Origin of the sequence: Thalassolituus alkanivorans, from assembly GCF_020447205.1 — a bacterium.
Lineage (GTDB): Bacteria > Pseudomonadota > Gammaproteobacteria > Pseudomonadales > Oceanobacteraceae > Venatoribacter > Venatoribacter alkanivorans.
In genome coordinates, this window is record NZ_JAJAEL010000005.1 from 18,346 (window position 1) to 36,978 (window position 18,633).

General features: G+C 52.8%; 22 protein-coding genes. 16 read left to right on the forward strand and 6 right to left on the reverse strand.

Annotated elements, in window-relative coordinates; genetic code table 11:
- The first annotated feature begins 47 nt into the window (after positions 1 to 47).
- Positions 48 to 2,081 carry a bifunctional 2',3'-cyclic-nucleotide 2'-phosphodiesterase/3'-nucleotidase gene (locus LGT44_RS01085; RefSeq protein ID WP_230330878.1) on the forward strand — a complete coding sequence of 678 codons (2,034 nt, stop codon included), beginning with the start codon at positions 48 to 50 and terminating at the stop codon, positions 2,079 to 2,081.
- Positions 2,082 to 2,144: 63 nt separating this feature from the next.
- Here LGT44_RS01085 and LGT44_RS01090 read toward each other — a convergent pair whose 3' ends face one another.
- Entirely contained in the window at positions 2,145 to 3,044 is a 900-nt protein-coding gene (locus LGT44_RS01090; protein WP_230330879.1) for a LysR family transcriptional regulator, read from the reverse strand.
- 129 nt (positions 3,045 to 3,173) lie between these two features.
- On the opposite strand from LGT44_RS01090, the gene LGT44_RS01095 reads away from it, so the two are divergent.
- The 3 genes from LGT44_RS01095 (at position 3,174) to LGT44_RS01105 (ending at position 5,084) form a co-directional block, all read left to right on the forward strand.
- On the forward strand, positions 3,174 to 3,620 hold the full coding sequence (locus LGT44_RS01095; protein ID WP_145470538.1) for a DoxX family protein: 447 nt from the start codon (positions 3,174 to 3,176) through the stop codon (positions 3,618 to 3,620).
- A 69-nt stretch (positions 3,621 to 3,689) separates the two neighbouring features.
- Positions 3,690 to 4,643, forward strand: a complete 954-nt coding sequence (locus LGT44_RS01100) for a glutathione S-transferase family protein (protein WP_230330880.1) — start codon at positions 3,690 to 3,692, stop codon at positions 4,641 to 4,643.
- Positions 4,644 to 4,874: 231 nt separating this feature from the next.
- On the forward strand, positions 4,875 to 5,084 hold the full coding sequence (locus LGT44_RS01105; RefSeq protein ID WP_145468155.1) for a cold-shock protein: 210 nt from the start codon (positions 4,875 to 4,877) through the stop codon (positions 5,082 to 5,084).
- A 117-nt stretch (positions 5,085 to 5,201) separates the two neighbouring features.
- On the opposite strand, the gene LGT44_RS01110 is transcribed toward LGT44_RS01105, so the two are convergent.
- Together LGT44_RS01110 and LGT44_RS01115 are read right to left on the reverse strand one after the other, a co-directional pair.
- The gene (locus LGT44_RS01110; RefSeq protein WP_225692803.1) at positions 5,202 to 6,062 is read right to left on the reverse strand and encodes a PA4780 family RIO1-like protein kinase; all 861 of its coding nucleotides are present in this window, start codon (positions 6,060 to 6,062) and stop codon (positions 5,202 to 5,204) included.
- A 97-nt stretch (positions 6,063 to 6,159) separates the two neighbouring features.
- Entirely contained in the window at positions 6,160 to 7,440 is a 1,281-nt protein-coding gene (locus tag LGT44_RS01115; RefSeq protein WP_145468159.1) for a saccharopine dehydrogenase family protein, read from the reverse strand.
- Between the two features lie 227 nt (positions 7,441 to 7,667).
- Here LGT44_RS01115 and LGT44_RS01120 point away from each other — a divergent pair, with 227 nt between their 5' ends.
- Genes LGT44_RS01120 through LGT44_RS01140 form a run of 5 tightly spaced genes read left to right on the forward strand, consistent with a single transcriptional unit; the run spans position 7,668 to position 10,796 of the window.
- A complete protein-coding gene (locus LGT44_RS01120) occupies positions 7,668 to 8,006 on the forward strand; it encodes a metalloregulator ArsR/SmtB family transcription factor (protein WP_328296327.1) in 339 nt (112 codons plus the stop codon).
- A gap of 18 nt (positions 8,007 to 8,024) precedes the next feature.
- A complete protein-coding gene (locus tag LGT44_RS01125) occupies positions 8,025 to 8,489 on the forward strand; it encodes an arsenate reductase ArsC (protein ID WP_230330881.1) in 465 nt (154 codons plus the stop codon).
- Between the two features lie 3 nt (positions 8,490 to 8,492).
- On the forward strand, positions 8,493 to 9,524 hold the full coding sequence (gene arsB, locus LGT44_RS01130; protein ID WP_230330882.1) for an ACR3 family arsenite efflux transporter: 1,032 nt from the start codon (positions 8,493 to 8,495) through the stop codon (positions 9,522 to 9,524).
- Between the two features lie 25 nt (positions 9,525 to 9,549).
- Positions 9,550 to 10,260: an arsenical resistance protein ArsH gene (gene arsH / locus LGT44_RS01135; protein WP_230330883.1), complete on the forward strand. Its 711-nt coding sequence runs from the start codon at positions 9,550 to 9,552 to the stop codon at positions 10,258 to 10,260.
- On the forward strand, positions 10,257 to 10,796 hold the full coding sequence (locus LGT44_RS01140; RefSeq protein WP_230330884.1) for a DUF6942 family protein: 540 nt from the start codon (positions 10,257 to 10,259) through the stop codon (positions 10,794 to 10,796). Before arsH ends, LGT44_RS01140 begins: the two co-directional genes overlap by 4 nt.
- A gap of 59 nt (positions 10,797 to 10,855) precedes the next feature.
- On the opposite strand, the gene LGT44_RS01145 is transcribed toward LGT44_RS01140, so the two are convergent.
- Positions 10,856 to 11,059, reverse strand: a complete 204-nt coding sequence (locus LGT44_RS01145) for a hypothetical protein (RefSeq protein WP_230330885.1) — start codon at positions 11,057 to 11,059, stop codon at positions 10,856 to 10,858.
- 228 nt (positions 11,060 to 11,287) lie between these two features.
- Between LGT44_RS01145 and LGT44_RS01150 the strand changes: the two genes are divergently transcribed.
- Positions 11,288 to 12,073 carry a DUF599 domain-containing protein gene (locus tag LGT44_RS01150; protein ID WP_222428527.1) on the forward strand — a complete coding sequence of 262 codons (786 nt, stop codon included), beginning with the start codon at positions 11,288 to 11,290 and terminating at the stop codon, positions 12,071 to 12,073.
- Between the two features lie 40 nt (positions 12,074 to 12,113).
- On the opposite strand, the gene LGT44_RS01155 is transcribed toward LGT44_RS01150, so the two are convergent.
- Positions 12,114 to 12,911: an alpha/beta hydrolase gene (locus LGT44_RS01155; protein WP_230330886.1), complete on the reverse strand. Its 798-nt coding sequence runs from the start codon at positions 12,909 to 12,911 to the stop codon at positions 12,114 to 12,116.
- 101 nt (positions 12,912 to 13,012) lie between these two features.
- Between LGT44_RS01155 and LGT44_RS01160 the strand changes: the two genes are divergently transcribed.
- The 5 genes from LGT44_RS01160 to LGT44_RS01180 are packed head-to-tail and all read left to right on the forward strand — an operon-like array spanning position 13,013 to position 16,520.
- A complete protein-coding gene (locus tag LGT44_RS01160; RefSeq protein WP_230330887.1) occupies positions 13,013 to 13,492 on the forward strand; it encodes an FKBP-type peptidyl-prolyl cis-trans isomerase in 480 nt (159 codons plus the stop codon).
- A 6-nt stretch (positions 13,493 to 13,498) separates the two neighbouring features.
- Entirely contained in the window at positions 13,499 to 14,134 is a 636-nt protein-coding gene (locus LGT44_RS01165; RefSeq protein ID WP_145468176.1) for a hypothetical protein, read from the forward strand.
- A gap of 20 nt (positions 14,135 to 14,154) precedes the next feature.
- A complete protein-coding gene (locus LGT44_RS01170; protein ID WP_230330888.1) occupies positions 14,155 to 14,997 on the forward strand; it encodes a M90 family metallopeptidase in 843 nt (280 codons plus the stop codon).
- 55 nt (positions 14,998 to 15,052) lie between these two features.
- On the forward strand, positions 15,053 to 15,793 hold the full coding sequence (locus LGT44_RS01175; RefSeq protein WP_230330889.1) for a substrate-binding periplasmic protein: 741 nt from the start codon (positions 15,053 to 15,055) through the stop codon (positions 15,791 to 15,793).
- Positions 15,786 to 16,520 (forward strand): substrate-binding periplasmic protein, encoded by a 735-nt coding sequence (locus LGT44_RS01180; RefSeq protein WP_230330890.1) that lies wholly within the window; start codon positions 15,786 to 15,788, stop codon positions 16,518 to 16,520. The genes LGT44_RS01175 and LGT44_RS01180 overlap by 8 nt, the downstream gene beginning before the upstream one ends.
- Here LGT44_RS01180 and LGT44_RS01185 read toward each other — a convergent pair whose 3' ends face one another.
- The gene (locus tag LGT44_RS01185; protein WP_225692515.1) at positions 16,521 to 17,069 is read right to left on the reverse strand and encodes a YaeQ family protein; all 549 of its coding nucleotides are present in this window, start codon (positions 17,067 to 17,069) and stop codon (positions 16,521 to 16,523) included.
- A 484-nt stretch (positions 17,070 to 17,553) separates the two neighbouring features.
- On the opposite strand from LGT44_RS01185, the gene pdhA reads away from it, so the two are divergent.
- Positions 17,554 to 18,633: a pyruvate dehydrogenase (acetyl-transferring) E1 component subunit alpha gene (gene pdhA, locus LGT44_RS01190; RefSeq protein ID WP_230330891.1), complete on the forward strand. Its 1,080-nt coding sequence runs from the start codon at positions 17,554 to 17,556 to the stop codon at positions 18,631 to 18,633.

Below are 18,633 nucleotides of genomic sequence, written 5' to 3' on the forward strand. Positions count from 1 at the left end.
ACTCTTTTAGTGTCATGGGCTTTCTGCTACTAAGGACAGCCCGATCCATGAAACCGACCCGTACACCTTTTCTCCGTCTGGCCCTGTATTCTACCGTTGCTCTGGGGCTCTCGGCCTGTGGTTCTGACGATGACAACAGCGACAATAGCAATAACGGCAATACAGATGCTGCTGGCAAGGCTGCTACCGTTATCCTGCGGGTAATGGAAACCACCGACCTGCACGCCAATATCATGAATTTCAACTACTACCAGAACGCGCAGGACGACACGGTCGGTCTGGTGAAAACGGCGTCGCTGATCAATGCCGCCCGTGCAGAAGTGAAAAACAGCGTACTGGTGGATAACGGTGATTTACTGCAGGGCAGCCCGCTGGGTGATTATGTTGCCAAGGTTAAGGGGCTGAATACCAATGAGGTTCATCCGATTTATAAAGCGATGAACCTGCTCGATTATGACGTGGCGAACATCGGTAACCATGAGTTTAACTATGGTTTGCCTTTCCTGAAAGAAGCACTGGACGATGCCGGTTTTCCTTATATCTCCGCCAACGTTTTCTTTGATGATGCCGACAACGACAGCACGAACGATATTCCTTACTTTAAGCCTTATGTGCTGCAGGATAAGCAGGTGCTGGACAGCGAAGGTCTGGCCCACACCCTGACCATTGGCTATATCGGTTTTGTGCCACCGCAGATTCTGCAGTGGGATAAAAATAATCTGGAAACGCGGGTAATTGCCAAAGACATCGTCGATATGGCCAGGCACTATGTTCCGCAAATGAAGCAGGAAGGTGCCGATATTATTATTGCCATCGCGCACTCCGGTATTACCACCGAGGCCCGTAGCGGCGGCGAAGAAAACGCCAGCCTTTATTTGTCGCAGGTTGAAGGTATTGACGCCATTATGTTCGGCCATGCGCATCGTAATTTCCCGGGTGACAGCGGTTACGATAACGTTGCCGGTATCGATAATGTTAAGGGAACATTAAACGGTATTCCGGCGGTTATGCCTGGTTACTGGGGGAAATATCTGGGTTATATCGACATGACGCTGGCGCTGAATACGGATGGTCAGTGGCAGGTAAGCGACAGCCAGTCGACCCTTAAACCCATTTCGCAGAGCAATCCGGACCGCTCTGTTACCTCGTTGGTGGCGAATCATGCCGGCATTGAAGCGGCTGTTGCGGCGGATCATGCCGATGTACGCCAGTGGGTGAGTGAGCCTTTTGCCAAAATCTCGGCACCGGTAAACAGCTTTTTTGCACTGGTGCAGGATGATCCGTCTATTCAGGTCGTCACCGATGCCCAGACCTGGTACGTGGAATCGATTGTTGCGGGTACGGAGTATGCCAGTTTGCCAATTCTGTCGGTCGGTGCGCCGTTCCGCGCCGGGCGTGGTGGCGCCGATGATTTTACCGATCTGAGTGCGGGTAATGTGTCATACGGTAATGTGGCCGACCTGTATATTTATCCGAACACGCTGAAGGTGATGAAGCTCACCGGTGCGGACGTTAAAGAATGGCTGGAAATGTCAGCCGGTCAGTTTAATACCATCGTGCCTGGCAGCTCAGGTTCTGAACTGATTAATGCCAGTTTCCCAAGTTATAACTTTGATGTGATTGACGGCATTACCTACGAGATTGATGTCAGTCAGGAAGCGCGTTACGACGTGTCCGGTAATCTGATTGACGCGGCGCACAACCGTATTAAAAATGTCCGTTATAACAATGCCGCTATTGTCGATACCGATGAATTTCTGGTGGTCACCAACAATTACCGTGCCGGTGGTGGTGGTCATTTCCCTGGCGTCAGCAGCGATAAAATTGTAATTGATGCACCGAATGAAAATCGTCAGACCGTTGCCGATTATCTGATCGCCATGACCGAACAGAATCCGGTAACGGGTTTTGATCCATCAGCTGATAATAACTGGTCGTTTACCTCGCTGAGCAATACCAGTGTGGTGTTCAGAAGTTCGGCAAAAGACTCGGCAAAAGCCTTTGCTGCCGGTAACGCCGCTGTTACCTATAACAGCACCGATGCCGATGGTTTTGGTGTTTACAGTATTAATCTGCAATAAGCTTTATCGGCGAATTAAAAACGGGAGCCAGCGGCTCCCGTTTTTATTGCAGGCGAGCGGTCGTCAGGAAAAATTATCCCAGTAGGGCGTGTCGCCGTAATAATCGCTGATAAAGTCGAGAAAACTACGTACCTTGCCGGATAATAACTGGCGGTGCGCATACACCGCATACAGGCCGATGGCTTCAGGTTCTGAGCCTTGTAAAATCACCTGCAGTTTTCCTTCCCGGATCGCTGGCCCGGCAATAAAGGTGGGCTGTACCACAATGCCTGCGCCGTTAATGGCTGCCTGGGTTAATACATCACCGTTATTCGCCTGAAAGGCGCTGTTAAGCTGGCCGCTTAAACCGGCCCCGGGCACCAGAATGGTTTCTTCCGTGGCGTAGCTGTAATGCAGATAACGATGGTCTTTCAGCTCTGCGCGGCTTTGTGGGGTTCCGTACTGTTTTAAATAGTCCGGTGAGGCGCAGGTCACCAGTCTTATTGGCGCGATGTGCCGGGCAATGAGTGACGAGCTTTGCAGGCGGCCGATGCGCAGGGCAATATCGAAACCTTCTTCAATAATATCCACCTTGCGATCGTTCAGTTGCAGATCGATGCGTACATCCGGCCATTGCGCCTGAAATTCGGTGAGCGGTTTTGCCAGATGGCTGATGGCAAAGGATACCGGCGCGCTGATGCGTAATACGCCGCGCGCTGTGTTCTGCAGCTCGCCGAGCTGATTTTCCAGATCATCCATATCGGCCAGTATCTGCTGCGCGCGCTGAAAACAGGCGTTGCCGGCCTCGGTAATGCTGACCTGACGGGTGGTGCGGTTAAGCAGTCGGGTATTCAGATGCGCTTCCAGTTGCGACACGTATTTGCTGACCAGCTGCGGGCTCAGATCAAGCCGTTCGGCGGCTCGGGCAAAGGAACCCTCGCTGACGACGGCAACAAAGGCTTTCAGGCTGTCGATGCGATCCATGGTTTGTCTTCATTTTGTTGATAATTAAACAATGATAGCGATATTTATCGCCAAAATGAAAACAACTACAGTGTATTCAAGCAGTGAGGAATTCCCCTCAGCCCAAACGCATCTCAGCGGGAGCACATTATGAACACTCAACTTATTCAACGCGTACTGAACACCAATGCAGGTCTGGCCGCACTGGCCCTGCGTATTCCTGTTGGCCTGATTCTGGCCGCTCACGGTTCGCAAAAACTGTTCGCCTGGTTTGGTGGTTACGGTCTGGAAGGTACCGGACAATGGATGGCCAGTATCGGTCTGGAACCGGGTTACCTGATGGCCTTACTGGCTGGCAGTGCCGAGTTCTTCGGTGGTTTGGCGCTGGTCTTCGGTCTGCTTACCCGTCCGGCGGCTCTGGTCAGTGCTTTTACCATGCTGATCGCGATCTTCAGTGTGCATATCAGCAATGGCCTGTTTATGAGCAATAACGGCTACGAATACGCGCTGACCCTGTTTGCAGTAACCGTTGCGCTGGCGATTCAGGGCGGTGGTGCACTGTCGGTTGACCGTGTGCTGGCGGAGCGTCTGCGCTGAGTTTAAGGCATTCTCAAGCCCGCTTTGGCGGGCTTTCTTTTTCAGTTAATCGTGCGGCGGGAGGTCGTTATGTTAGTGAATGGTGTGTGGACTGCCGACTGGCAGCCGGTGCAGGCAAAAGATGAAGACGGGCGTTTTATCCGTCAGACATCGTCATTCCGCCACTGGATCACCGCCGATGGCAGTGCCGGGCCAACGGGTGATGGCGGCTTTAAGGCCGAAGCCGGGCGTTATCATCTGTACGTGGCTTATATCTGCCCATGGGCGTCACGTACGCTGATGGTGCGCGAGTTAAAACAACTGCAGAAACTGATCAGCGTCAGTGTGGTGAATCCGGTATTGACGGAGCAGGGTTGGGCCTTTGGTGGTTATCCGGGTGCCAATACCGATGAGCTTAACGGCGCACAGTATATGCATGAACTGTACAGCCGTGCTGACAGCCAGTTTACCGGTCGGGCGACGGTGCCGGTGCTGTGGGATAAAAAGACCGGCACCATCGTGAATAATGAGTCGGCCGACATCATCCGCATGCTGAACAGTGCTTTTGATCATCTGACCGGTAATACGCTGAATCTGTATCCGCAGGCGCTGGCGGGGATAATCGATGAGTTGAATGCGCGCATTTACACAGAGCTGAATAACGGCGTCTATCAGGCCGGTTTTGCTTCATCGCAGGCAGCTTATGAAGAAGCGTATCTGCGTGTGTTCGCGATGCTGGATGAGCTGGAAAGTCAGTTGTCTGATGGCAGGGCGTATTTATTGGGTGATGTTTTAACAGAAACCGATATCCGCACTTTTGTGACACTGGTGCGCTTTGATGCGGCCTATCACGGTCTGTTTAAGTGTAACCGTAATACGCTGCGCAGTATGAAGGCTTTACAGAGCTATATGCAGCGTATTGCTGCCTTACCGTCCGTGGCGGCAACGGTGAATATCGATCATATCAAGGCGGGTTACTATTCGGTTAAAGCGCTTAACCCATCGGGGATTGTGCCGCTGGGGCCGGACAGTATTCTGAACTGATCGAAAAATAAACGTTGACAGGGTGGGGGATAGGTATAGACTGCCCCCAGCTTGTTAGTTCGTCCTTATATTTATGGTCACCGCTTGATGTCCGCCCCGCAATGTTGTCTCAGTCTCTGAGCAATCTGCAGAAGCTCTTCATCCTGTTTTGTTTTTCATAAGTTATTTGTACATCTTCCAGCATACCGGCCATCTGGCCATCCAACTTTTGAAAAAACAGGAATATTGATTATGTCTAATCAAATCACCGGCACTGTAAAATGGTTTAACGAAGCTAAAGGTTTTGGTTTCATCGAACAGGAAAACGGTCCAGACGTTTTCGCTCACTTCAAAGCGATCACTGGTACTGGTTTCAAAACTCTGGCTGAAGGCCAGAAAGTTAAGTTTACTGTTACTCAGGGCCAGAAAGGTCCTCAGGCAGAAGACATTATCCCTCTGTAAGTATTTGTCTTTATCTGTCCGACGGGACGATAAAGAATTAAATATCTGAGAGAAAAAAAGCGAACCTTAGGTTCGCTTTTTTTGTGCCTGAATATTTTTAAAAAATAACGTTGTTTATCAGTCGTCGCCTTCTTCTGCTTCTTTCAGGCGTGCGCGGCGTGCTTCTTCTTCAGCCAGTACGGCTTTGATTTCATCCAGTACGGTAGCCACATCGGCACTTTCTTCACTGTCGGCAAATTCGCCGCTGAGTTCGGTGTCGGGCAGTAATTCGCCTTCTTCGTATAATGCCCACATTTCCTGCGCATAACGTGTAGCGCTTAATTGCGGCGCATACTGTGCGTAGTAATTGGTCATATTGTCGACGTCGCGCTGCAGCATACTGCGGGCATGGTTATTGGCGGCGGCATCTACGGCCTGCGGCAGGTCGATAATCACCGGACCGTAATCGTCGACCAGAACGTTAAATTCGGATAAATCACCGTGTACCAGACCTTCGACCAGCATTAATTTAACGTAATGCATGACTTCGTAATGATCTTCCAGCGCCTGCTCTTCGCTCATGGCGACGTCGTTCAGGCGTGGTGCTACGTTACCGGCCTCATCCGTGACCAGTTCCATTAACAATACGCCGTCGAAACAGCCATAGGGCGCAGGAACCCGTACGCCGGCGCGGGCCAGACGATACAGCGCTTCTACTTCGGCGTTGTGCCAGGCATCTTCCTGCTGTTTGCGACCAAATTTTGAGCCTTTCTCCATGGCGCGCTGACGCCTTGAATTACGGACTTTACGGCCTTCCTGATACTGCACAGCCTGTTTAAAGCTGCGTTTATCAGCTTCTTTATACACTTTGGCGCAGCGGATCTCGTCGCCACAGCGTACTACGTAAACAGAAGCTTCCTTGCCACTCATCAGCGGGCGGATGACTTCGTCGATCAGACCATCATCCACCAGGGGTTGTAATCGTTTTGGTATTTTCATCGGCGTGTTATACCCCAGATAAGGGGCAGATGGAATCGGTGGGAGCCGCAGCATCCGCCGCTCAGCAGGATGCTAAGCGGTTGATGCTGCTGGAGTTTCAGGCCAGAACTTCGAAGGTCAGGTCGGCTTTTTCCTGTAAACGCTGGATAAAACGCTCGTCAAACATGGAGGCCGGAGTCCAGAAGCCGCCTTCGCGATCGCATTTTTTCCCGTCGCGGTAAAAATCAAGCGCCAGCCCACTGGCCGCCTGACCCAGTACTTTGGCGGTGGAGCCATAACCCGGGTCACCTTTGCCTTTTACGCGGGTAATGATGGTCTGACCATCGTCGCTGCGGCCGATAAAGCGGATATCAAAATAGCCTTCCTGCTGCTGTTTTGGTGTCGGGCCTTCACCGGGCTTGGGCAGTACGTATTTTTCCAGCAGCCAGCGGCTGGGCTTTAACGCCGCACCGATCATAAAGGTGCCCATACCACCAACCAGTGCCGCCGCCAGTGCATAGCCTTTGGCGCCGCCGCCGGTAAGCATGGCTTCGTCGTACATAAAGTTGTCGCCATAGAGTTTGTTGCGCAGGGCGTTGGAGCGGTGCACCACGCGGGTATTAATGGCGGCCATAATAAAAGGCACAGACCAGCTGAGCAGGTCGGTGTCTTTTTCAACACCTTTCTGGTTGATCTGACGGGCGCGGAAACCGTGCTCCGGCGGACAAAGGGAATAGGGGTTCGCCAGTTCTTTACGCAGTGCCGGATCGGCCATCACTTCTTTGGTGAGCTGGATAATACTGGCCACGGTACCACCGGACATACCGCCTTTGGCGGCTTTTACGCGCATTTTAATGCGGCTGGCGGTTTTGCCGTTCCAGGCCTTTTGCGCTTCGGCCTGCAGAAAGTAGACGCCCATATCGGAAGGCACTGAGTCGAAGCCACAGCAATGCACAATGCGTGCGCCGGAGGCTTTGGCGCTGGCTTCGTATTTTTCCAGCATGCGTTTGATCCACTGTGGCTCGCCGGTTAAATCGCAGTAGTCGGTGCCGCTTTCAGCGCAGGCTTTGACCAGCGGTTCGCCATACAGGGCGTAAGGGCCAACGGTGGAGACAATGACATTGGTCTGTTCGCACAGGGCGCGCACCTGCTCATCGCGCGCAGCATCGGCCAGCAGAATCGGCAGGTGTTTGGCCTCGTCTCCCAGTACCGGCACCAGGCTGCCGCGCACCGATTGCAGTTTGCTTTCTGAACGGCCGGCAATGGCCCATTTCAGTTCGCCATTAAGGCCGTAGGTTTCCGCCAGATAGCGGGTCAGAATCTGGCCGACAAAACTGGTGGCGCCAAATACAATCAGATCGAAATGAGGTGTGGCCGTATCAGGGCTGGTGGCTGTCATCGCTGGGCTCCTTGTTATTTTCTTTTGGGCTGCTGCGTTAGGGTCGATAAACCCTGCTAACGGCAACGCTTTTTATTATCAGAAGCAGGCAAGTTACCTCTAAAAGCGGGGGAATGTAAGGGCTGGGAAGACCGCTGAAGGTGGCATCCGGGTCAGGATGCGTTTGGTGATTGTATATATGAAAAAACATATATATGATTTTCCAGATATTTCTGCTGGTAAGAGTCGTGAACCCGTTAACCCTGTTCAAGTGTCTGAATGATGAAACCCGGCTGGTGATGGTGCTGTTGCTGCAACAGCATGGCGAGCTGTGTGTGTGCGATTTAATGGCGGCGCTGGAAGAAAGCCAGCCGAAAATTTCCCGCCATCTGGCGCAATTACGCACGGCGCAAATACTCAGCAGTGAAAAACGCGGCCAGTGGGTGTATTACCGTCTGCATCCGCAACTGCCGCCATGGGCCGGGGAGGTGATCGCCACCACGCTGGCGGCTAATCATGATTTTATTGCCCCTTACGTCAAACGCTGCAGTGCCCTGACTGCTGCAAATTCGTCTTCCTGTTGCTGAGCCTATCCGGATATTTTTATGAAATTGCTATTTGTTTGTACCCATAACCGCTGCCGCAGCATTCTGGCGGAAGCCATTTGCCGCGCAGAAAGTGGCGGCGTTTTCGAGGTGCGCAGCGCCGGCAGTCAGCCGGCGGGTGTGGTGTATCCGGGTACGCTGAATTTTCTGCAGCAGCAGGGAATCCGCAGCGATGATCTGCGCAGCCAGAGCTGGGATGAATTTGCAGATTTCGCCCCGGATGTGGTGATTACCGTGTGCGACAGTGCCGCCGGAGAGGCCTGCCCGCTGTGGATGGGTAGCAGTCTCAAAGTGCACTGGGGATTACCTGATCCGTCAAAATTACCGGAGGCCGAACAGAGCGCGGCGTTTAATCAGGTAGCGGCTGTTTTACGTGAGCGTATTCGTGCGCTCAGCGCCATCGACTGGTCGGATAAAACAGCGGCCGATATTCAGCATTTATTTCAGCAGCAGAGCGGAGTCTGAATCATGGGTATTTTTGAACGTTTTTTAACCCTGTGGGTAGGCGCCGGCATGGTATTGGGTGTGGTGCTTGGGCTGTTATTGCCTGATCTGTTTGCCAGTATTGCGGCGCTGGAAGTGGCGCGGGTAAATCTGGTGGTGGCGGTATTAATCTGGCTGATGATTTATCCGATGATGATTCAGATTGATTTTTCGGCTATTAAAAATGTCGGTAAAAAGCCACAGGGATTGCTGCTGACGCTGGTGATTAACTGGCTGATTAAACCGTTCAGCATGGCCTTGCTGGGCTGGTTATTTTTTAAAGTCTTTTTCGCCGGGCTGGTCGATGCCCAGACCGCCAGTGAATACATTGCCGGGATGATTCTGCTCGGCGTCGCACCGTGCACGGCGATGGTGTTTGTCTGGAGTCAGTTAACCAAAGGCGATGCCAATTACACCCTGGTGCAGGTGTCGGTTAACGATCTGATTATGATTTTTGCCTTTGCCCCTATTGCTGCTTTCCTGCTCGGCGTATCCGATATTCAGGTGCCGTGGCAGACCCTGCTGATCTCGGTACTGTTGTATGTGGTGCTGCCATTGGTAGCGGGGGTACTGACCCGCAAGTGGTTATCGGCCGATCGTCATACCGAGCGCCTGACGCACTTTATGGCGGCGATAAAACCCTTCTCCATTCTTGGTCTGATCAGTACGGTGGTGATTCTGTTTGCCCTGCAGGCGCAGACCATTGTCGCCAAACCGTTTGACATTCTGCTGATTGCCATTCCGCTGATGCTGCAGACTTACGGCATCTTTTTTATTGCCTATTTTATCGCCCGCAGAATGCGTCTGGCGCATAACATTGCCGCGCCTGCGTGCATGATCGGCACCAGTAATTTCTTTGAACTGGCGGTTGCGGTGGCCATCTCGCTGTTTGGACTGCATTCCGGTGCAGCGCTGGCGACGGTGGTGGGGGTGCTGGTGGAAGTGCCGGTGATGTTATCGCTGGTGGCCTTCGCCAATAAAACCCGCCATTGGTTTCCAGCGGCACTTGGTAAATAAAAACAAAGGTGAATGAGGACAAGCCATGAGCGATTTACCGAACCTGATACCGGAGTTATTTAAAGTACCGGCCGCTGATGAATTATTTTCCCGCCAGGCGGCGAGTCATAAGCCGCGGATTCTGTTGCTCTACGGCTCGCTGCGCAGCCGTTCGTTCAGCCGGCTGGTGGTGGAAGAAAGTGTGCGCTTATTAGAGGCCATGGGGGCCGAAACCCGGGTATTTAATCCCAGCGGTTTGCCGCTGCCGGACGACAGTGACGACAGCCACCCGAAAGTGCAGGAATTACGCGAACTGGTGAACTGGAGTGAAGGCATGGTGTGGTGCTCACCGGAGCGCCACGGTGCCATGACCGGCATTATGAAAGTACAGATTGACTGGATTCCGCTGAATATGGGTGCAGTGCGGCCTACGCAGGGTAAAACGCTGGCGGTGATGCAGGTATGCGGCGGTTCACAGTCGTTTAATGCGGTGAACCAAATGCGCATTTTAGGCCGCTGGATGCGGATGCTGACCATTCCGAACCAGTCGTCGGTAGCCAAAGCCTGGGCTGAGTTTGACGATAACGACCGTATGAAACCGTCACCGTATTACGACCGCATTGTCGATGTGCTGGAAGAGCTGCTGAAATTTACGCTGTTAACCCGCGACCGCAACGATTACCTGCTGGACCGTTATTCTGAGCGCAAAGAAAGCGCGGAAGAATTAATGAAGCGGGTTAATCAGCGCTCAATATGAGTAAGCAGAGAATTGGCCTCGGCGATGCTGACGCCGGTATTCAGGTATTTATCGCCAACCGTCCGCCGCTGGCGGAATACCAGCAACTGCAGATAATGCAGCCGCTGCAGCGCGGAGATATTGCCCGTATTGCCAGCGAAACCGGCAATCATTGGCGCAAGATTTTTAATGTGTACGCCAAGCTGATCTTTGCATTGCAGCAGACCGGTATTAACGGAGATAACAATCAGGACGTGTCTGGCTATACACGCTGGCAGGATCTGCGCGATCAGCAGTTATTGCAGGCGGGCAGTGGCCAGGCGTTATTGTTTTCGCCGCCGGAGCTGAACCGGGATACGACAAAAATCCGTTTATTATTGGCTAAAGGCTATGCCCAGACTCTGGGTTTAAGTACCGAACTGATCTGGCTGGATAATGACTTTGCCCTGCATCAATCATCGGGCATTGTGGTGTGTCCGTATTTTGATTACCGCCAGTTGTCGGATATTAAAATTCAGCGCTTGGTTGAGTGGTTAAAACAGAGAGCGGAGCGGTGAAAGGTAAGAACGGAGCGATAAGCCGTTCGGGGATAGGGTCGGGTAGGGAGGTAAGCCGCTCAGGCAATGATGGTAAATAACAGGCAATAAAAAGGGGAGCTGTTGCCCCCCTCACGCATTGCCTTGTTCAGTTGCCGTTTGGCCTGATTACGTTTGGCCTTGGTCGTGGTTTCGTGTACGCCACCTTTGCGCATAATGGCTGCACAGGCATGCAGGTTACGCCGTACCGGCTGGCCAGCCAGTGCCTTGGTTTTCTTGCTCATATTGCTCTCCGTTATTGTGATCGCTCTGATCATTACTGGTCAGGCCTTTCCTGCTCAGGTCTTTAGACGGCAGTTGCTGCCGCAGCGCTATGATTGCAGAAAGCGGCAGCAGTTCAATCGTTATCTTTATAAACACAGAACTTTCCTGTCAGTTGTTCTGCCTGACTGGTAAAACTACTTAGTCAGGCTTGCGGTACGGGTGTATTCATACCGGGCTTTAATCCGGTTATGCTGACGTATCTTTGTACTGTGATTTATCTGGAGAATGGCTGCATGTCGGAAATTGGTTTAATTAACTGGCTCAGCCTGGCCTGGTTTATCGGTTGCTGGGTAGCCTATACCCAGTTTGCCAAGTACAAAGCGAAAACCTCTGCCTCTCTGTCGTCTGTTTTGCATGTACATCGCATCAACTGGATGAGGCGCCTGCTGCAGCGCGAAGTGCGGGTGGGCGATGCCGCTCTGCTGGCCAATCTTGAGCGTAACGTTAATTTCTTCGCCTCTTCCTGTGTGCTGATTCTTGCGGGTTTGCTGACTGCGCTGACGGCCGTCGATAAAGTTGAGGGCATGTTGTCCGGAGTCTCGTTTGCGGTGGTCGATACCTTACTGGCGCTGGAACTGAAAATCCTGACCTTAATCGGCGTGTTTATTTATGCCTTCTTCACCTTTACCTGGTCGATGCGCCAGTTTGGCTTTGCCTCCGTTCTGGTGGGTGCAGCCCCGTTACCGGGCGATGATTCGGTAACCGCGGCTGAACGCCGCAGCTTTGCGATTTATGGTGCTAAAATCATTGATCAGGCCAGCCGCAGTTATAACTACGGGTTGCGCTCTTTTTATTTTTCACTCGCCATCCTGACCTGGTTTATCCATCCCTGGGCGTTTATTGCCGCAGCAGCATTGGTGGTAGTGGTGCTGTATGAGCGGGAGTTTTTGTCAAACTCGCTGGAAGCTCTGAAAAAGGTTGAGAACGTCGGCGATAAGTTATTTAAGGATGATAAAGAACTGTCGCGTTACTGATGCACAATTCAGTAAAAAACGCCGCATCTGCGGCGTTTTTTTATGCGCTCTGCCCGTGCTTCTGCTCAAGCCAGTCCGCGATATCTCCGGCAATGCTTTGCCAGCCGGGTTCTGCAATCAGCCAGTGGGCATGGTTGGTGTAGTAGCGATACTCGGCGTTGGTATAGCGCGCTGCGACTTTTTTATTGATGGCTGCGGGGGTGATGTGATCGTCGGCGCCGGAGATGACCAGTAACGGCTGGGTAACTTTGCGCTCATCAACCCGGCTGGCCTTATTCCGGTCAAGCAACCAGAAACCAATTTCGAAGGCGGCGCGGCCACTTTCATGGCGCATTTGCTGATAAGCATCCTGTGCGGCGTCATCTGGCAGACGATTAAACAGGGCGTAGCGCGCTGCTGCCGGGGAGAGTTTGTTGGGCTTTTTCCAGAAACCCCAGCGTGTCATCACTGTAAAAAAGCTGCGCACAACGGATGCTGTCAGAGCGTGTACGCCGGCCGGTGATGCCGGGCAAATTAACACCGCAGCTGTTGCTAATTGGCGTGCACACAGCATTTGCGCCAGCAATCCTCCCATAGAGTGACCAATCAGCACCGGCCGCTGTGGCAAGGTGCGGATAAAAGCCTCCAGATCGGCGGCATAATCGCGCAGACTGAGTTGGCCAAGCGCTGTGCTTTCGTTGTCCTGAATATCGTGCTGACGTAATGCCGGGGTATGGCACTGGTAACCGCGCTCAGTAAAAAATTGCCGGTAGGGCTCAAACACCTCTGGCCCGCACCACATGCCGTGAATAAAAACGATGGCTGGGCGCGGTTCTGCTGCGCTGTGAACGGTTGGCATAGTGATATTCCTGTTATTCGGCCGAAGGTCATTAAACGGCATGGTACTGATGACGTCCAGTCGCTAGAATGCCCGATTATTTTATTGCTCCGGGAGTTCGTATGCTGAATATTTTGCTGGTAGTGATCATTGCAGGTCTGTTGTTCTATGCATTACGTCGTGCCGGTATGGGCAGTGGCAAAAGCGCGGTTGACAATGTTGCAGCGGGTGCTGAATTTCTGGCGGAAAATAAAAAGCAGGATGGCGTAAAAGAAACCGCATCCGGTCTGCAATATCTGGTATTGGAACCGGGTACTGGTGAGAAACACCCGGGCCCGCGCGACCGGGTGCTGGTGCATTATCACGGCACCTTGCTGGATGGCTCGGTGTTTGACAGCTCTGTGGTGCGTAACGAACCCATTGCCTTTGGCCTGAATCAGGTTATCCGCGGCTGGACTGAAGGTTTGCAGCTGATGGTGGAAGGTGAAAAAACACGTTTATTTATTCCGGCCGATCTGGCCTATGGCAATCAGCGTGCCGGAACCATTCCGGCCGGCTCATTGCTGATCTTTGATGTTGAATTATTAAAAATTGAGAGTTGAAAAATAATGAGAAAGGGAATTCGTATCACCCTGGCCGGTATGCTGATGGTTTGTGCTTCCGGCTTACATGCCGAAACCTCACGGGAATTCCGGGCGAGTCATCATGTTGGCATTGACGGAGCATTTTCGCTGGTGTCGCTGCCTTTTCCGGCAGCTAAGGGCGTGGCGTTGAATGTCAATCTCAGCGACCAGTGGCAGCTGGGACTGTCCTATATGAACAGTGGTTTTGAGGTGAATTTTTCTAAGTTAAAACTCGCCGGATTTAAAGAACGTCATGCAGGCCTGTTGGTGCGTCGCTTTTTCGGCAACAGTTTTAATCTTAGCGGTGGTTATGTTTATCGCACCAATGAAGTGTATCTTGATCCCGAAGTGTATGGTTTTCCGCTGACAGATCAGGGAATCCGCACTGAAGCTTATACCCATATGGCGCAGTTCAGTATTGCCAATCACTGGCAGCAGGGGCCATGGACGCTGGCGGTCGACTGGCTGACTCTGGTGGTGCCGGTGTCCGGTGAGGTTACCCGTTCTTCTGCTGATCTGGCTGATGAAGACAAGCGTGATGATGTACGTCAGGCCGAAGACGTTCTGACCTGGTATCCGAATATGGCGGTATCAACGTTGCGTCTCGGATATATGTTCTGAGTAACAGGGATAAATACACAATGTGGCAGTGGCTGTTAAATAAACTGGCAATCTGGGCGAAACCCGAGGTTAAGGTATTACCTGTGTGGCAGCCGGAATGGTCTGATTTTCTGTTGTCGCACGTGGCGTTTTATCAGCGTCTGGATGAGTCGCAGCGGCATGAATTTGAGCACCGTTGTCAGCTGTTTCTGGCGACCACTGCGGTTGAAGGTGGTGTCGATGTTGAGGTTACCGATGAAGATCGCCTGCTGGTTGCCGCGAGTGCGGTGATTCCGGTTTGGGGCTTTCCGGGCTGGCATTATTTTAATGTGCGGGCGGTTTTTTTACTGCCGGCAGCGTTTAATCCAGAGTTTCAGTGTGGCGCTCCGGATTCGCGAATTACCGGCATGGTCGGAACCGGTCCTATGGCGGGAAAAGTGGCGCTGAGTAAGCCCGATCTGCATGCCGGTTTTGCCAATCAGAAAGATAAGCACAATGTTGGCATTCATGAATTTGTCCACCTGGTGGATATGGCTGATGGTGCGCTGGATGGTTTTCCGGAGCGGCTGGAAAATTATCGTACCAGTGATGCCTGGTTCAGTCTGGTTCAGCAAAAAATTGGCGAAATGGAGCAGAGCAAAACCGGTATTCCTGAATACGGTGCAACCAATCAGGCCGAATTTTTTGCTGTGGCGTCGGAATACTTCTTTGAACGCCCCCAGCTGCTGAAAAAAAAGCATCCGCAGCTTTATGGGTATCTGAGTGATTTTTATCAGCAGAATCTGGCGGATCTGAGGCGTGATGCCGCGCCACATAAAAACAGCCCGTGTCCCTGTGGCAGTGGTAAAAAATATAAGCGCTGCTGTATGCCGGCAGGGCGTTAGTAACCCCGCGGATTCTGATGTAGCATGACCTCTTCATTTCGGTTGTGGACAGGTTATGCGCACAGGCCAATTACTGATTGTTTTCTGTGTATTGCAGGCGCTTTCTGCCGTGTCGGCCGCGCGCCCCCTGGTGTTTGGCACATTTCCGATTCCGCTGATGGTGGAGTCTGAACAGCAGGGAATTTTCATCGATCTGACCCGTGCTCTGGCTGCCGAAGCCGGGCTGGATATCCACATTACTGTCTTTCCCGCCAAGCGTGCCTTGTCTGAATTTGAGCAGGGCAATCTGGATGGCCTGTTTCCGGCGCTCAGCGTCACTATGCCAGTGGCTTATGAGCGCAGTCTCAGTATTTACAGCAAAGATGACTTTGCCTTCACTCTGAAGGGGCAACCGGTGTTGAGCACTCCGGAGCAGCTGCAGCACAAGCGGGTAGGTATTACCGCAGGTTATCCTTATTCGCCTTTATTGACCGGGCAGCCGGGTATTCAGTTTATGAGTGCCAATACCGATATTCAGAATGTACAGATGCTGCTGGCCGGGCGTATTGATGTGTTTGTGGTGGAGGAACATTCCGGTCTGCGCGCGCTGGAGCAGGCGGGGGCTGTCAGCCGGGTGCAGTATGATCCGGCACGGCCACTGAGCAGGCAGGATACGTTTTATGCCTTCCGGGCGGATCAGGAAGGCCATATTCTCGCCGGGCAGATTAATGCGGCTCTGCAACGTCTTCAAGACAGTGGCACTCTGGCCAATATCATGGCCAGAAGACCTCATGCGGGAGCGCAGGATCATGATTGAGGGCTGCGTGATCAAATATTATCGTCTGACCCTGACAGCGCTATTGGCACTGGCGGTATGCATGCCGCTACAGGCAGAGTCTGTGCGCATGGGGACTTTTACAATCCCGCTGATGGTTGAGTCGGCAACCCGGGGTGTTTTTATCCGCCTCGCAGAAGCGGTTGCGGCTGAAGCCGGCGAGGAGCTGGTGATCAGCCTTTTCCCGACCCGAAGGGTGCGCGAGGTTTTTGCTGAGCAGAATCTGGATGTTATTTTTCCGGCGATTGATCTGTCGATGAACTCGCCATATCTGGCAACAACGGCGGTGTACAGCAAGCGTGTTTTTGCCTTCACCCGCGTTACCGAACCATTGGTAACCAGAGTTGAAGATATGACTGGTAAACGTATCGGCTATACCTCTGGTTTCAGTTATTCCAGCGATGTTTTATCGGTGCCAGGCGCCAATTATCAAAGCACTATTACCGACCCGCAGAGCATCAAAAAACTACTGGCTGGCCGCATTGATGTATTTGTTGGCGATGAAAAGTCAGCTTTGCGTGCGGTCAGTGAGGAGAATGCCGGCCACCTGGTGCATTACGATGCGGCCAGCCCACTCAGCACTCATTCGGTGTTTTTTGCCTTCCAGCCGACAACACGAGGTACCGAGTTACGTCGTCGTTTTAATGAGGCGCTCGGCAGAATGGCTGCGGATGGTCGGCTGGAGACCATTCTGAGTCAGACGCGCTGATCAGCGGCTGCTTTCCTGTAACACCGTCATACCGATTTCTATGGTCTGGCTGCTGTCACCCAGCCACAACATGCCATCCTGAATACTGGCCTGCAGACGCATGGTGCGGCTTGTTAATTGCTGCAGTTGTTCGATGGCGGCCGCATCAAAATCCACCACCTGAAGATTATTGAAACGCCGGCAGCTGTTTTCGATCTGTTGCCACCATAATTGCGCGGCACGTCCGTGGTAGCCGTAAATAATGACCTGTTTTGCACGGTTACAGGCTTTGCGGATGCGTTTTTCATCGGGCTGGCCGAGCTCAATCCACAGATCTATTTCATCACTCAGAGAGTGTGCCCATAAATCCGGTTCATCATCGGTGCTGAGGCCTTTGGTAAATTCCAGCTGCTCACCGGCGTTCAGGGCAAAAGCGGCAAGACGTACCATCATCCGCTCGGTGGTTTCTGACGGATGCTGGGCAATGGTCAGGTTGTAAGTCTGGTAATGATTGCGGTCCATGTCGGACACATTCAGTTCGGCTTTATAAATGGTTGCTTTCAGCGCCATGGGTGTAATTGCCAGAAAAAATAAGCGCGTACTCTAATGGTTTCATGGGCTGACGGCTATGGGCGTAAGCACGGAATACGCCGCAGAGCAGATCGTCTTATATTCGATCACACTATTTGCCATCGTATTGTTTAGCTCAAAGTGGTCTTTCACCTTTCTGGCTGGTCTTTTTTCGGCTACACATTAACTGTGTCTGTTCTGCCAAAAGCAGGGCGGATGCACCTGTTCAATTAGCCGCCCGTCAGGCGGACTCAGGCCAAAAGCCGGAGGTGCAGGATGCGTTTTCATTTGCTTTGTCAGTCTGTCGCCAGACAGATCTTTGTCAGTTGTATGACGTATCGCGTCGCTGCGGATGGCGTGCGGCTTCTGTTCTGTTTTCTTTCCTGTCTGTATCTGAGTGGCTGGCCGGGCAACCGGGCTCGCACATTTATCTGTACCACTGACAAGTGTGCCTGCGCTACCGGCGCTGAGGGAGGGTTGTGTTATGGGTAATGTTCCTGGTGTTCATGCTGCAGCCATGGTGCAGTATCTTGGTGAAGATGGCGTACCGGTGCGGGAAGTTCCGCTCTGGGCCCATGAGCCTGAGCCTTTGCTGCGTGCCTATGAATGGATGATGCTGACGCGGATGTTCGATCAGAAGGCGGTTGCTCTGCAGCGCACGGGTCAGCTTGGCACTTTTCCATCTTCTGTCGGGCAGGAAGCCATTGGCGTTGCCTGTGGCCTGGCGCTGGAAGAACAGGATATTTTTGTTCCTTATTACCGTGATCATGCCACTCAGCTTATCCGTGGTGCGGCCATGCACGATCTGTTGCTGTATTGGGGAGGAGATGAGCGTGGCAGTCATGCTGGCCCGGCACAGGATTTACCGGTTTGTGTGCCGATTGCCAGTCAGTGTGGCCATGCAGTCGGGGCTGCGGCTGCACTGAAGTTCCGTAAACAACCACAGGCCGTACTCTGCACCCTGGGCGATGGTGCAACTTCTAAAGGTGACTTCCTCGAAGCACTGAACCTGGCCGGTACCTGGCATCTGCCGGTGGTGTTTGTGATCAACAATAATCAGTGGGCGATTTCGGTGCCGCGTGCTGCACAGTGCGGAGCCCCCACGCTGGCCCAAAAAGGCTGGGGTGCGGGTATACACAGCGTGCAGGTGGATGGTAACGATATTATCGCCATGCTGGATGTGGTCGGCGATGCACTGGAGCGGGCACGGCACCGTAAGGGGCCGACGCTGATTGAAGCGGTAAGCTACCGCCTGGGGGATCACACCACCGCCGATGATGCCAGCCGTTACCGGACCGATGATGAAGTTAAAGCCGCCTGGGAGCGGGAGCCGGTTCGGCGTTTATGTCAGTTCCTGACAACTCAGGGCGCCTGGAACGAAGCCATGGATGCGCGCTGGCAGGATCACTGCCATACGGTTGTCAGCAAGGCCGTTGAGCAGTATCTGGCAACACCAGCGCAGGCAGCAGAGGCCATGTTCGACCATCTGTACGCCGAATGGCCACCTGCACTGGATGAGCAGCTTGATCTGTTTGCAGCACGTATGACGGCACGGGAGGTGTGA